Genomic DNA, 14110 nt, shown 5'->3' on the forward strand with positions numbered 1-14110 from the left:
CTGATAATCAGGAAGAGGGATTCACTTATGTTGTGCCGGTGCGCATAAACCCGATCACAAAATCAGTAATCGCGGGGATGTCATCAATAGGCAGGATCGGCTGTTTCACGCCCATTAAAGTGTCGGTATCCGTCGCAATTGCGATGACATTGTCATCACTGTTCGCCAACAGCGGCTTTTCCGTGGCGGTGCGGTGGACTTCCAGTTTTGGATGGGTGCCAAATTTCCACCCTTCCACCAGGACCAGATCGACATCGCTCAATTTGCCAACCAGATCGTCCAGGCTGGGCTCTACGTCGCCGCGGTGTTCATGCATCAACGCCCAGCGATTGGCAGAGGAGATCAGGACCTCCGTCGCACCAGCATGGCGGTGCTGATAGGAATCTTTGCCCGGCGTATCGACATCAAAATTGTGGTGCGCGTGTTTGATGGTTGAAACGCGCAATCCCCGTGCGGTCAGCGCCGGAATCAATTTGGTCACCAGGGTTGTCTTGCCAGAGCCGCTATAGCCCGCGATGCCCAGAAGGCGCATGTTTGTGCATCCCCCTGCTGGTCAGTCTGTCATGTGTTTCAGACCGGCCCGAAGATAGTCAAAGCCGGTGACAACCGTCAGCCCGGCTGCGAGCCAGATCAGAATTTCACCAATCAGGACGCTTGGGATTATCGCCGGGCTGGCAGTGCCGACAATCAGGAATCCCAGGGCGAAAATTTGAATGGTTGTCTTCCATTTCGCCAGGCTTGAGACCGGCATGCCGACCCGCAGCTCCGCCAGAAATTCCCGCAGGCCTGATACCGTGATTTCGCGGATAAGAATGATCAGCCCCGGCAGGATCGCCCAGCCGGACAAGCCACCCGATGCGACCAGCATGAAGATCACGGCGGCGATCAGCAATTTGTCGGCAATCGGGTCCAGAAACCGCCCCAGCTTGGACACCTGACCCGTAGAGCGTGCAAGATATCCATCAAAGAAATCCGTGATGCCCGCTGCGGAAAACAGACCAAAGGCCGTCCAATGCGCCCAATAGGCATCGACATAAATAAATGCTGCAATCGGAACGATGGCGACGATGCGAAACAGGGTCAATAAATTGGGCAGGTTGAACAGCATGGAACCGGCGGGTCCTTCCCGGAAATAGCAAGTAAGACTTACTACCCTTCCGGGGACTGTCGCGCAATCATAAGCATCCAGCATTCAACCACTTACATAAAACTGTATGGATCTATGTCGACCTGGATGCGCACACTGGTGGGGGGCTTTACCCGGCCCAACCAATCACTGACGGCCTTCTGGATGCTGATTTTGCGGTCGGTTTTCATCAGCAGGCGACGGCGATAGCGACCCCGCAACAGGGCCAAAGGTGGCGCGGCAGGACCCAGGACGCGCAGGCCTTCTGCCTGTGGTGCGGTGCGTGCCAGATCGGCGGCGACCCGCTCCACCTGGCCCTCATCCTCTCCTGACACGATTAACGCGGCCAGCCTGCCATAGGGGGGCCAGGTCTGTTGGCGACGCATGTCTGCCTCTGCGGCATAGAATCCATTCCGGTCATTATGCGCAATCGCTTGCAATACGGAGGCTGTGGGATTGGCGGTCTGCAGCAGGACCCGTCCGGCATGACCGGCACGGCCCGCCCGTCCGGCGACCTGACTTAGCATCTGAAAGGTGCGCTCAGCCGCACGCAGATCACCGCCTGCCAGCCCCAGATCCGCATCCACCACACCAACCAGGGTCAGCAGGGGAAAGTGATAGCCCTTGGCAACGATCTGGGTTCCGATGATCAGGTTGATCTCGCCACTGGTGATGCGATCCACAAAGGCAGCGGCGGCCAAGGGGCCTTGCAGCGTGTCGGACGTGACAATCTCAATTCGGGCCTCTGGCAGCAGGGCGCTGGCCTCTTCAAACAAGCGTTCGACACCGGGGCCGCAAGCAACCAGGCTGCCGGTATCTTCACAGGAGGGGCAGATTTCCGGGGTCTTCATCATATAGCCGCAATGATGACATTCCAGCCGACGGCCAAAGCGATGTTCGACCAGCCAGGCATCGCACATCGGGCATTCTATCCTGTGCCCGCAGGTGCGACACAAAGTCAGCGGTGCATAGCCCCGACGGTTCAGGAACAGCAAGGCCTGCTCCCCCCGCGCCAGGGTTTCTTCCAGCGCATCCTGCAGCGGGGGCGATATCCATCTCTGGCGCGGCGGCGGTGTCTTGCGCAGGTCGATGATTTCTATGTCGGGCAGGCTGGCAGTGCCATGGCGGTCCGTCAGATGCAGGCTTTGATATCGGCCTGCCTCCACATTCGCCAAAGTCTCCAGGCTGGGTGTTGCAGAGGCAAGTACGATGGGACATTCAAAGATCTGCGCCCGCAGGACGGCCATATCCCGGGCGTGATAGATCACGCCTTCTTCCTGCTTGAAGGACCCGTCATGCTCCTCATCGACGACGATCAGGCCCAGATCGCGAAAGGGCAGATGCAGGGCGGATCGGGCCCCGACCATGATCCGGACGCGATCTTCTGCCACGGCGCGCCAGGTGCGGCGGCGGGTGCCGGGCGACAGGTCTGAATGCCATTCGGCTGGGCGGACGCCGAACCGCTCTTGAAATCGCTCAAGCCATTGTGCGGACAGGGCGATTTCGGGCAGCAGAACCAGTACGGTCTGATCTGCTGCGAGGGCGGTCGCGATGGCTTCAAAATAAACTTCCGTCTTGCCGGACCCGGTAATGCCGTCCAGCAAGGTCACAGAGAATGTATCGGCCTTTACCGCCTGACACAGGGCAACGGCGGCCTTCGCCTGATCAGGTGATAAGTCCGGCCCCTGCTTTGCAGGATCTGGGACATCGAAGGCTTCCCGATCCGGCAGGCGCAAGGGCAGCAGGCCGCCGGCATCGGCCAGGCCGCGAATGACACCGGGGGTGACGCCGGCTTCCCGCGCCAGGTCGCTGGCAGACAAAGCCGGGCTGTTCTGGGCAACCTGCATGACGCGGCGCCTGGCACCGGTCAGGCGCAAATCCCCCGGCACGGGGTCTGCGGCGGTATAGACCGTGCGCACGGGGGGTGGCTCCAGAGATTTTGGGGAACTCATCGCCATGCGCAGCACGCTGCCGGGCGGGGCCAGGGTATAGGCTGCGATGCGTTCCACAAACTGGCGCGACGCATCGGGCAGGGGCGGGACGGGCAGCACGGCCTCAATCTGGCGCAGCTTCGATTCGGGCACACCGTCTGGATCGGGCGGGTCATCCCAGACAATCCCGATGATGCGACGCCCCCCCAAGGGGACCTCGACAAAATCGCCAAAGTCCACGGACATCCCGTCTGGAACGCCATAGTCATAGCCCCCCGCCAGCGGCAGCGGCAATAGGACCTTGACCCGACGGGCGGGAGGGAACAAAGACTGGGTTTCAGGCAGCGTGTTTCGGCTCATACTCCCCTGTCCTCTAATCGACGGGTGTTTGATCCAAGACGCTTAGGAAAGCGGTTTACATCCGCGAATCGGGGCATCATCCCCACAGATATAGGGCTCCATCGCCGCCCCGACAGAGCGGGCAGCAGGCGGTGGGGTCGGAGCGAGGCGAACATGAAATTTTTCATCGATACGGCAGACATTGAAGAGATTCGCGATTTGGCCTCAACAGGCTTGGTGGATGGGGTGACAACCAACCCGTCCCTGATCGCCAAAAGTGGGCGCAATTTCCTGGAAGTGGTAGCGGAAATCTGTGACGTCGTCGATGGTCCCGTTTCTGCGGAATGTGTCGCGCTGGATTTCGAAACCATGCTGAAGGAAGGCCGCAAGCTGTCCAAGATCGCCGATAACATCGCGGTCAAGGTGCCCTTAACGGAAGCTGGATTGAAGACCTGCAAGGCGCTCAGTGATGATGGTATCATGGTCAATGTCACGCTGTGTTTCTCCGCTGCTCAGGCGCTGCTGGCGGCAAAGGCCGGGGCGACATTCATCTCCCCCTTCGTTGGCCGGTTGGATGATATCGGTCAGGACGGTATGGACCTGATCGCCGATGTCGTCACGATTTATGAAAATTACGATTTCGCCACCGAAGTCCTGGTCGCCTCCATTCGCCATCCCGTGCATGTGGTTCAGGCCGCAAAGATGGGGGCTGGCGTTGCAACCTTGCCGCCGAAAGTACTGCGTCAATTGTTTGGCCATCCGCTGACCGATAAAGGTCTGGATGGCTTTATGAAAGACTGGGCAGCCACCGGCCAAAGCATTCTGTAAGGGTTATCCAGGCCCCGCATCCCCGGGGCCCTGTGTCGAAGGAGGTCTAAAAGTATGAAAGCGTCTCCCGGCAGTCAGTCTGTCCCGGTGTCGATCGAAGCGAAGGATGTTGTCTCCTTCCTGCGCGACAATCCGGGTTTTTTGAATGAACATCCTGATCTGATGTCCGAACTGGACCCGCCCACACGGTCGGTGGGGAAGGGTGTTTCCGACTTCCAGAATGCCATGATCCGTCGCCTGCGGGACCGGATTGAGGAAACGACGGATGTCGCGCGGGAATTGATCGATACCAGCCGCGAAAATCTGAACAGTCAGGCGCGGGTCCATGAATGTGTGCTGCGTCTGCTGGCGGCGAATTCATTCGAACAATTGATCAATCTGATCCAGACCGATGTTGCGGTCGTGCTGGATATGGATGTCGTTGCGCTGGCCGTGGAATCCGAAAATGCGGAAGATTTCCCGGTGCGCAGTGTCACGCTGGTGCCGCCGGGCTTCGTCAATCGCCTGATGGGCCCGGATAAGGAAATGCTGTTGCGGGCGCATATTTCCGGCGACCCGGACCTGTTTGATGGGGCTGCAACGCTGGTGCAAAGCGATGCCTTGGTGCGGCTGCACATTTCATCGGCCTCCCCAGCGGCGCTGTTGGCGTTCGGGCATCGGGATCCGGAGAAATTCCACCCCGGTCAGGCGACGGAGTTGATCTGCTTCCTGTCTGCGGTTCTGGCGCAGTTGGTTCGAATCTGGCTAGACTTACCGGAATAGGTGGGACCAGATTGGTTCGACCGATATATTTGGTGGGGTCATGCCAAAAGATCGATTTGATCTGTCCAATCATCCCATTGCTGGCGATGGTGCGGTGGCAAGTGCTTTCCGCGCGTTTCTGGGTTGGTTGGCGGACGAAAAGCGCTATAGCCCGAAAACGGTTATCGCCTATCAGCGGGATTTGTCTGATTTTCTGATGTTTCTGTCGGATCATCTGGGCGAACCACCGACGCTGGAGGATCTGTCAAATCTGCAATTGCTGGATTTTCGCGCCTGGCTGACGTCTTTGGCGCGCGTCGAGATTAAGGACGTGTCCCGGGCGCGCAAGCTGTCGGCTCTGCGCAGTTTCTTTCACTATCTTCGTAGGCGCAAGCTGGTTGAAAATGACCGCATCGGCCTGATCAAATCTCCGAAATTGCCGCATTCCATCCCAAAACCGCTGACTGTGCCGGATGCTCAGTTACTGTTGGAATCGGTTGGGGATTTTGAAAATCAGCCCTGGTTGGCGAAACGGAACATCGCCTTGCTGACCCTGCTGTATGGCTGTGGTTTGCGGATTGCAGAAGCCCTGTCCCTGCGGGAACGGGATGCCCCGACAACCGATTCCATGAAAGTGTTGGGAAAAGGGAACAAGGAACGCTTCGTCCCGGTCCTTCCCGTTGTTCGGGAGGCGATTGCGGATTATCTGGCAATCAGCCCCTATGCGGGTGATCCGGATGGGCCCTTGTTCAGGGGTGTTCGGGGTGGTGTGTTAAATCAGGATTCCGCGCGAAAGCCTATTCGGTTGCTGCGTGTTGCGCTGGGCCTGCCGGATACGGCCACACCGCATGCCTTGCGGCACAGTTTCGCCACCCATCTTTTGTCAGCAGGGGGCGATTTGCGGGCCATACAGGAACTTCTGGGCCATGCATCGTTGAGCACCACACAGCGCTATACACAGGTCGATACCGCCCGATTAATGGCCGAATACGCAAAGGCGCATCCCAGGGCGCGCTAAACTGTGTCGAGGTCATTTACAGGTCCGGTACCCCTTGGTATACCCATCTCGCGTAACCGAATGTGACGTCCGATAATGTCTTTCGATATGGGGTGACTTTTAAGAGAGACAGGGGAATTCGCGTTCGGTAATTCATTTTTGAGAGTGGGGGAAGGCCTAGTCCAGCGAGACAAAGCCCCTCTTAGCGCGCCAGGGAAATGCTATCTCATGAAGATTCTCGCCGGCAATTCAAACAAGCCGCTTGCCGAGGCGATCACAGCCTATCTGAACGTCCCCTTAACCAAAGCTTCTATCCGACGATTTTCCGATATGGAAATCTTCGTGGAGATTTTGGAGAATGTTCGGGGGGAAGACGTTTTCGTCATTCAGTCGACGAATTATCCAACCAATGACAACCTGATGGAATTATTGGTGATGATCGACGCGCTGCGGCGCGGTTCGGCGCGGCGGGTGACAGCGGTCATTCCTTACTATGGATATGCCAGACAGGATCGAAAGACCGGCCCCCGCACGCCGATTTCGGCGAAGCTGGTCGCCAACCTGATTGAAACGGCGGGTGCCAACCGGGTCTTAACGCTTGATTTGCACGCCGGTCAGATCCAGGGCTTCTTTGAAGTGCCCACCGATAATCTCTTCGCGCTGCCAGTCCTGCATAAGGATTTGACGGAAACCCTGAAGGGTAAGGGCGAATTGATGGTCGTATCGCCCGATGTTGGCGGTGTGGTTCGGGCGCGCGCGCTGGCAAAGCGTCTGGAATGCGATCTGGCGATCATTGATAAGCGCCGCGAAAAGGCCGGTGTTTCCGAAGTGATGAATATCATCGGGGAACCACGCGGGCGGACCTGTATCCTGATCGATGATATCGTCGATTCCGCAGGCACCCTGTGCAATGCCGCCCAGGCGCTGATGGATGCCGGGGCGACGTCTGTTCATGGCGTTGTGACCCATGGTGTTCTGTCTGGTGGGGCAGTGGCGCGGGTTGCGGCCTCTCCCATGGAACAGTTGGTGATTACCGATTCGATCCAGGCAACAGAAGCCGTCCGGGTCAGCCATAATGTGCGCCAGGTTACCATTGCGCCCCTGTTGGCGGAGGCGATTAAGCGGATTTACGAAGAAAAATCGGTTTCCAGCCTGTTCGATTAAGTGTACAAGACGCCGCTTTTCGAGGTCGACCCCGCAATTTTGGGTGTCGGCGTCGAAATCTTTGGTCCTGCTGGGACCCCAGCCGACACCCCTGGAGGTCGGTCGCCGGGACGAGGGCGTTCCGGTGGAGAGTACCAATTGTAAGGAGAAACAAGATGGCTGAAGAAGCGATCTTCCCCGCGAAAATGCGGGATCGGGCAGGTAAGGGGGCAGCCCGCGCAGTCCGTCGTGAAGGACTGGTACCCGGCGTCATTTATGGCGACGGCAAAGACCCTCAAACAATCAGCATCGACCCACGCTTGATCATGAAGCAGCTTCAGATCGGCGCGCTGTTCAACACGATTTATACGATCGATGTTGAAGGCGGAAAAAAGGAAAAGGCGCTGCCCCGTGATGTGCAGTTCCATCCGGTTTCTGATGCGCCATTGCACATTGACTTCATGCGCCTGAAGAAGGGCTCGAAGATCAACGTCAACATTCCGGTCCACTTCATCAATGAAGACAAATGTCCGGGTATCGACGAGGGTGGTGTTCTGACGGTTCAGCGCGACGAAGTCGAATTGCTGTGCCCGGTGGAAGACATTCCGCACGAAGTGATCTGCGATCTGACCGGTTATGAAATCGGCGCGACGATCCGCATTTCCATGGTTCAACTGCCGGAAGGCACTGAACCTGTTATCCAGGACCGTGACTTCGTTGTCGCGTCTATCGCTGATCCGGTGATCTCTGAAGCCGTGGACGAGGACGAAGAAGACGAAGACGCAGTTGACGGCGAAGAGGAAGAGGGTGAAGGCGATTCTGAAGAAGAATCGGAAGAGTAATCCTCCTGCCCTTTAAGCAGAAAGGTGGCGTCCCATGCGTCTCGTTGTAGGGCTCGGCAATCCCGGACCGAAATACGAGGGGAACCGCCACAATGTTGGATTTATGGCGGTGGACGAGATTGTCCGCCGCCATTCCTTTAGCGCCTGGCGCAGTCGGTTTCAGGGTCTTGTCTCTGAAGGGGACTGCGCGGGCGAAAAGGTACTGATCCTCAAGCCCGCCACTTTTATGAATGAAAGCGGTCGTGCAGTGGGCGAAGCGATTCGGTTCTTTAAACTGCAGCCTGCGGATGTCACCGTTATCTACGACGAATTGGATCTGGCCCCGACCAAGGTCAAAATGAAACAGGGCGGCGGTAATGGCGGCCATAACGGGCTGAAATCCATTGATGCCCATATTGGTGTGGACTATTGGCGGCTGCGCATCGGCATTGGTCATCCAGGCGACAAGTCCAGGGTGATCGGTCATGTTCTGTCTGATTTTGCCAAGGTGGAACAGCCGGAATTTCAGCGCCTGTTGGAAGGAATTTCGGATCGATTTGATCTGCTGGCGGCTGGCAAGGCGTCGGACTTTATGTCCAAACTGGCAATGGACCTTAAGCCTGCCGCAGCAGAAAAGAAGCCGGTCAAGACTGACCCGCCTGACGTAACCCCTCCCGCAGTGAAGGCGGAACCGACGTCGGAACAACAGGGCGGTCTTGCGGCCCAAATGAAGCGCTGGTTATCCGGCGATGCGAAGAAAAACTGACTGTATTATTTTTTTGAAGGAGCGTCCCTGTCATGGGTTTTAATTGCGGTATCGTCGGGCTTCCGAATGTTGGGAAATCCACCTTGTTCAACGCCTTGACCCAGACTCAGGCGGCGCAGGCGGCAAACTTCCCCTTTTGCACGATTGAACCCAATGTGGGCCGTGTTGCGGTGCCTGATCCGCGCTTGGAGAAGCTGGCCGTGATCGCCAAGTCTGCCAAAATCATCCCGACTCAGTTGGAATTCGTTGATATTGCAGGCCTTGTTAAGGGGGCGTCCAAAGGCGAAGGGCTGGGGAACAAATTCCTGGGCACGATCCGTGAAGTGGACGCGATTTGTCACGTTCTGCGCTGTTTCGACAGCGGCGATATCACCCATGTGGAAGGCTCTGTCGATCCGATCCGTGATGCGGAAATCGTGGAGACGGAACTGATGCTGTCGGATATGGAAAGCCTGGAACGGCGCATTGTGCCGCTGGAAAAGAAGGCAAAATCCGGTGACAAGGATGCCAAGGCAGATGTTGACCTGATGTCCAAGGCACTGGATCTGTTGCGCGATGGCAAGCCGGCGCGTCTGGCTGACTTAAGCAAGGACGAGGTCGTGCCGTTCAAACGCCTGAACCTGATCACGTCCAAGCCTGTCGTCTATATCTGCAATGTTGAAGAAGACAATGCCGCGACGGGTAACGCCCATTCCGCAAAGGTCTTTGAGAAGGCAGCCGCGGAAAAGGCCCAGGCCGTGGTGATTTCTGCGGCTATTGAGGCAGAGGTCGCGCAGCTGGAAACCGATGAAGAACGCAAGGAATTCCTGGATTCTCTGGGCCTGGAAGAAACCGGTCTGACCCAGGTCATTCGTGCCGGATATGCGCTGTTGGATCAGATCACATTCTTCACCATTGGCCCGAAAGAGGCGCGCGCCTGGACGGTGTTCCGGGGCGCTAAAGGACCCCAGGCCGCCGGGGCCATCCATACGGATTTTGAGCGGGGATTCATTGCGGCCGAAACCATCGCTTATGACGATTACATCGCTGTGGGTGGTGAACAGGGCGCAAAGGAAACCGGCAAATTGCGCCTGGAAGGCCGCGACTATCTGGTCCAGGACGGCGACGTCTTCCACTTCCGCTTCAATGTCTAATTGCCTGTGTCTATTGGTGCCAACAATGCGGGGCGGGATTGAAACCAGTCCCGAATGAAGTCGATCAGCAGCCGGTTCTTTAGGGGCAGATGACCCTGATAGGGATAGACGATATAGATCGGGCTGGTGGGCGTTCTATAGCTCGTCAGGGCCAGTTCCAGCCGTCCCTTTTGCAATTCAGGCTCCAGAATATAACGGGGCAGCAAGGCGACGCCCAAACCAGATATCGCCGCATCGCGGATCAGGGGATAATGGTTCAGGCGGATCGGACCGGTGACCTTCACCGCGATGGGGTCCGCATCGGCATAAAAAATCCATTCCCCCAGTTTGTGCAGATGAAAATTCACGATACAGGGATGGTCTGCCAGATCTAATGGTGTGCGGGGTTTAGAGCAGGTTTCCCAATAGTGTGGCGCCGCGCAGATATGTTCCGAGAACTGGCCAATTGGCAGTGCGACTTGATCTGGGTCTTCTGTCAGGCCCTTCCGGATTGCGATATCCAGTTTGGCAGACTTCATGTCCTGAAACTTGTTTTCCATCTCCAATTCAATGGTGATGCCAGGATGGATGGTCTGGAACTGGGTTAATATTTCATGCAGGAAGACCTCCCCGAAAGAGATGGGAACGGTCATACGCACCAGACCTTCAGGCCGCGTGTAAAGGGCGGAGACATCTTCAAATGCCGTTTGCACCGTACCAATGATGCGTTGGCAATAGGGCAGGAATTGTGCCCCTGCCTCCGTCAATTCAATACGCCGGGTAGAGCGAAACAGCAATTGCGCCCCCAATGCCTCTTCCAGCCGCTTTACATGCTGGCTGATCAGGCCTTTTGACAGAGTCAGCTTTCGGGCGGCTGCCGTAAATCCGCCCTGTTCTGCAACAGCGGCAAAACTTAACATTTCCATGACATATTGCGTCATTGTTTACTCCATTAAACAATAAGTTCTAAATATATAATCTTATCAGTCCAAGCATTGCATGCCCATATATTCCTCACCAAACACGCATTGTAAGGATACAGACATTATGAAGATTTTAATCGTTGGTGCCTCTGGCACTTTGGGCAAGGCTGCTGCTGAGGAACTGGGAGCTCGTCACGATATCATTCGTGCGTCGCGCAGCGGGTTGGATATCGTCATCGACATTGGGGATGCGGCCAGTATTCAGGCTGCCTATAAAAAACTGGGCACAGTCGATGCTGTTGTCTCTGCTGTGGGTAATGTCCATTTCGGTGATCTGGCCGACATCGATGAGGAGAAATATCGCATCGGCATCGACAACAAGCTGATAGGCCAGGTCAATCTGGTTCTGATCGGGCGTGATTATGTCAGCGACACAGCCTCCTTCACCTTGACCACAGGGATACTCAGCAAGGATCCGATCCGCTATGGCAGTTCGGCGTCCATGGTGAATGGGGCGGTGGATGCCTTTGTTCGGGCAGCCGCCATTGAAATGCCCGCCAAACAGCGGATCAACTCTGTTAGTCCCGGCGTGATCGTGGAATCGATGGAAGGTTATGGACCTTACTTCCGGGGACACAATCCAGTCCCCGCAGCCCGCGCTGCCTTGGGCTATGCCAAAAGTGTTGAAGGACTGCAGACTGGACAGGTTTTTGAGATCTTTTAGTGTGGTGCGCGGTTATTTGGGATCGACCAGGACGCTGTTTGCGGTGCTCCGGTTAGGAGCGTTTCGCGAAGCGATGCGGGGCATCGCAAGCGGAAGGCGACGCGGCCCGGAGCGCCGCAAACAGCGCCTTTGGTCCCTTTATCGGCCCGTCGGACGGCGTCGAGAGCGTTTGACGATGAACCACATCGCCTGCACGCTCTCTTCTAGCCGACAGGCCGATAAAGAGATCCTGGTGATTCCAAATAACCGCGCACCACACTAGCGCTTGGTTTCGCGCTGAAGCGCCCATTTCACCGACGCCCCTTCAGGGCCTGTGACGCCTGTCAACAGGATCTGTTGGGTGCGTTTGGTGTCTTGTGGGCCGCCCAGATAAATGCTGTCGGCCAGGGACATTTCCGCCCCGCTGACGCGCAATCGCCATCCGCTGCCCGATGGGGTTTTCAGCAGGGCGGCAGAATGATTCGACAATAGCGAGACCTGGACCTTCGGGTGCAGGTGGAAGCGCAGGGTGAATGTCCGCCCCTCCGTTCCTTCCAGCCGGTCCTCTCCGCGTAGATCGGTGCCTTCTGGTGCCAGATACAGGCGGCGGCGATGGGTGACGCCAAAGGGCTTCAGATAGCCATCATGGGACATGTCGATCCAGACAGCCCCGTCAGTCTCGTTCCGCTCTACCACTGTGCTGGCGCGGCGTCTGCCGATGCGCCCATCATTGCTGATTTCATCGGCATTGGTATCTTCAACGCCAACGGTAGAATGCGCCGCCGTGCTGCGTTGCGCTTTAGCCCAGTCCCCATCAATGACCTTGGACGCGCCGCAATTGACGATTAAGCGTTCCGCCCCATAACTGACTTCCATTGCCAGGGGGGCGGCATGGGCGTGGCTGTCATAGGGGGCACCAGGCGGCGCGCCCGCATCGACAATGACGTTCAGTTTACCGGAAACCAACCGTTCAAACCCGCCATGAGGACAGCGCGTGGGCGCGCGCCCCTTTGCATCGGCGCGCCCCAGAACGCCATCAATATCTGCTGATACGCCTTCGCGCGTGTCATGGAACAGGGCCAGCCCGCCATCGCCATGTCGGAAAAACCGCAAGACCGGGGCCATTCGGTCAATGGCGGTCACCAGACAGATGGGCACTTCGGCCTGTAGCTCGCTGAACAACTCGCGCAGGCCCACCAGGTCGCGCATAACCTCGAACTGAAGGCGGGGGCTGCGGGTCGCATGACAGCCATCGGGCAGGATGGAATAGGTCAATTCCCGCTCCATCAGGCCAACGGCCCTGGACAGGCGGGGATGAAAGGCGGGGACCATCAGACTGGCCTGAACCAGACCCAATATAGCGGTCAATCGTTCTTCACCATCCCCCTCTGCCCCGGCGATCATATCCAGATGTCGAACCTGTCGCCCCAGTGAGTTCAGGATTTCCGGACCCAGCGTGCCGGACTCTCCCCCGATCAGCATGCTCCAATGATTAAGCCAGGCCCGCACGCGCCGCCCGGTTACGGCAGCAGACCAGGCAATGCGATCAGCGCCCGGCTTCTTCGTGGCGTCCCAGTCCAGCCATAGACCAACCAGGGCCTGAGCACTGCGGGAGGAGTCATCGCCGCTGCCGCCAGCCGCCGCCAGGTCACGCAGCCAGCTAAAGCCATGCGCCTCGCGCAGCCATCCCGGAGGGGCGTCGGCGGCCTCCCATGGGGAGCCTTGCGGGGTTTGGGTCGTGCCTGCAAAAATATAGCGCCCGGACGCAATCGCACGCCCCAATGCGGGATCGCCCGACCACGGATCGGCAATGCTGCGACTGGGCGCGCCGGGGCGGGGGCCAGACAGCAGATATCGATACAGCCCCATAACGCGCGCCAATCGTGCGAGGATATAGCGCAATTCCTGACCAATCAGGCTGGGTGAATGGGCGACCGGTTCCATAGGGGTATTCGGCCTTTCAGTTACTGTCTTCACACGCCGCGAAGGCGACGGATATTATCGGCATAGGCATCGGGGCCGCCCTTGAATGTGGCGGTGCCGGCGACCAGCACGTCGGCTCCGGCGGCAATCGCCTGTGGGGCCGTTTCAAAATTGATCCCGCCATCCACTTCCAGGTCGATATCGCGCCCGGTGGCGTCAATGATTTTTCGCAGTGTGGCGATTTTGTCCAATTGGGACATGATGAAACTCTGGCCCCCAAAGCCTGGATTGACGGACATCACCAGGATCAGATCCACCAGATCCATTACCGGTTCTACGACCGATACCGGGGTAGCCGGGTTCAGAACCACCCCTGCCTTTTTGCCCAGCGCACGGATGCTTTGCAGCGTGCGATGCAGATGCGGACCGGATTCTGGATGCACACTTAAAATATCCGCACCGGCCTTTGCGAAGTCTTCGATATAGGGATCAACGGGCGAAATCATCAGATGCACATCGAAAATCTTTTTGCTGTGGGCGCGCAGGGCGGCCACAACGCCAGGACCAATGGTGATATTGGGCACAAAATGGCCGTCCATGACATCAACATGGATGAAATCCGCCCCGGCGGCATCAATTGCTGCAATCTCTGCACCAAGCGCCGCAAAATCGGCGGATAGAATGGAAGGCGCGATGCGGCACGGTTTCTGAGTCACGGCATGACCTTTGGACAGGGGAATATCTTCCTTACCTAGTC

General features: G+C 57.5%; 14 protein-coding genes. 8 read left to right on the plus strand and 6 right to left on the minus strand.

Annotated features, from left to right (window positions below; translation table 11 throughout):
* Nucleotides 1-25: 25 nt before the first annotated feature.
* From mobB to ACOSDM_RS15840, 3 genes are all read right to left on the minus strand, one after another.
* On the minus strand, nt 26-532 hold the full coding sequence (gene mobB / locus ACOSDM_RS15830) for a molybdopterin-guanine dinucleotide biosynthesis protein B (RefSeq protein WP_420725522.1): 507 nt from the start codon (nt 530-532) through the stop codon (nt 26-28).
* A 21-nt stretch (nt 533-553) separates the two neighbouring features.
* Complete coding sequence (pgsA, locus tag ACOSDM_RS15835; protein ID WP_420725523.1) at nt 554-1108, minus strand: CDP-diacylglycerol--glycerol-3-phosphate 3-phosphatidyltransferase; 555 nt, start codon at nt 1106-1108, stop codon at nt 554-556.
* A 92-nt stretch (nt 1109-1200) separates the two neighbouring features.
* A complete protein-coding gene (locus ACOSDM_RS15840) occupies nt 1201-3417 on the minus strand; it encodes a primosomal protein N' (protein WP_420725524.1) in 2217 nt (738 codons plus the stop codon).
* A gap of 153 nt (nt 3418-3570) precedes the next feature.
* Between ACOSDM_RS15840 and fsa the strand changes: the two genes are divergently transcribed.
* From fsa to ychF, 7 genes are all read left to right on the plus strand, one after another.
* Nucleotides 3571-4224, plus strand: coding sequence for a fructose-6-phosphate aldolase (gene fsa / locus ACOSDM_RS15845; RefSeq protein ID WP_420725525.1), 654 nt, complete (start codon nt 3571-3573; stop codon nt 4222-4224).
* Between the two features lie 54 nt (nt 4225-4278).
* Nucleotides 4279-4986, plus strand: a complete 708-nt coding sequence (locus ACOSDM_RS15850) for a DUF484 family protein (protein WP_420725526.1) — start codon at nt 4279-4281, stop codon at nt 4984-4986.
* 40 nt (nt 4987-5026) lie between these two features.
* A complete protein-coding gene (locus ACOSDM_RS15855) occupies nt 5027-5983 on the plus strand; it encodes a tyrosine recombinase XerC (RefSeq protein WP_420725527.1) in 957 nt (318 codons plus the stop codon).
* Nucleotides 5984-6190: 207 nt separating this feature from the next.
* Nucleotides 6191-7126: a ribose-phosphate pyrophosphokinase gene (locus tag ACOSDM_RS15860; protein WP_420725528.1), complete on the plus strand. Its 936-nt coding sequence runs from the start codon at nt 6191-6193 to the stop codon at nt 7124-7126.
* A 155-nt stretch (nt 7127-7281) separates the two neighbouring features.
* Nucleotides 7282-7947, plus strand: a complete 666-nt coding sequence (locus tag ACOSDM_RS15865; RefSeq protein ID WP_420725529.1) for a 50S ribosomal protein L25/general stress protein Ctc — start codon at nt 7282-7284, stop codon at nt 7945-7947.
* A 34-nt stretch (nt 7948-7981) separates the two neighbouring features.
* Nucleotides 7982-8692: an aminoacyl-tRNA hydrolase gene (gene pth, locus ACOSDM_RS15870; protein ID WP_420725530.1), complete on the plus strand. Its 711-nt coding sequence runs from the start codon at nt 7982-7984 to the stop codon at nt 8690-8692.
* Between the two features lie 32 nt (nt 8693-8724).
* Entirely contained in the window at nt 8725-9825 is a 1101-nt protein-coding gene (gene ychF / locus ACOSDM_RS15875; RefSeq protein WP_420725531.1) for a redox-regulated ATPase YchF, read from the plus strand.
* Here ychF and ACOSDM_RS15880 read toward each other — a convergent pair.
* Complete coding sequence (locus ACOSDM_RS15880; RefSeq protein WP_420725532.1) at nt 9822-10745, minus strand: LysR family transcriptional regulator; 924 nt, start codon at nt 10743-10745, stop codon at nt 9822-9824. The two genes, ychF and ACOSDM_RS15880, sit on opposite strands and share 4 nt — an antisense overlap.
* A 106-nt stretch (nt 10746-10851) precedes the next feature.
* On the opposite strand from ACOSDM_RS15880, the gene ACOSDM_RS15885 reads away from it, so the two are divergent.
* Nucleotides 10852-11451: a short chain dehydrogenase gene (locus tag ACOSDM_RS15885; protein WP_420725533.1), complete on the plus strand. Its 600-nt coding sequence runs from the start codon at nt 10852-10854 to the stop codon at nt 11449-11451.
* Nucleotides 11452-11709: 258 nt separating this feature from the next.
* Here ACOSDM_RS15885 and ACOSDM_RS15890 read toward each other — a convergent pair whose 3' ends face one another.
* A complete protein-coding gene (locus ACOSDM_RS15890; protein WP_420725534.1) occupies nt 11710-13374 on the minus strand; it encodes a heparinase II/III family protein in 1665 nt (554 codons plus the stop codon).
* 29 nt (nt 13375-13403) lie between these two features.
* The gene (gene rpe, locus ACOSDM_RS15895; RefSeq protein WP_420725535.1) at nt 13404-14069 is read right to left on the minus strand and encodes a ribulose-phosphate 3-epimerase; all 666 of its coding nucleotides are present in this window, start codon (nt 14067-14069) and stop codon (nt 13404-13406) included.
* Nucleotides 14070-14110 lie beyond the last annotated feature (41 nt).

This window comes from Hwanghaeella sp. LZ110 (genome assembly GCF_048892525.1).
Lineage (GTDB): Bacteria > Pseudomonadota > Alphaproteobacteria > UBA8366 > Aestuariispiraceae > Pacificispira.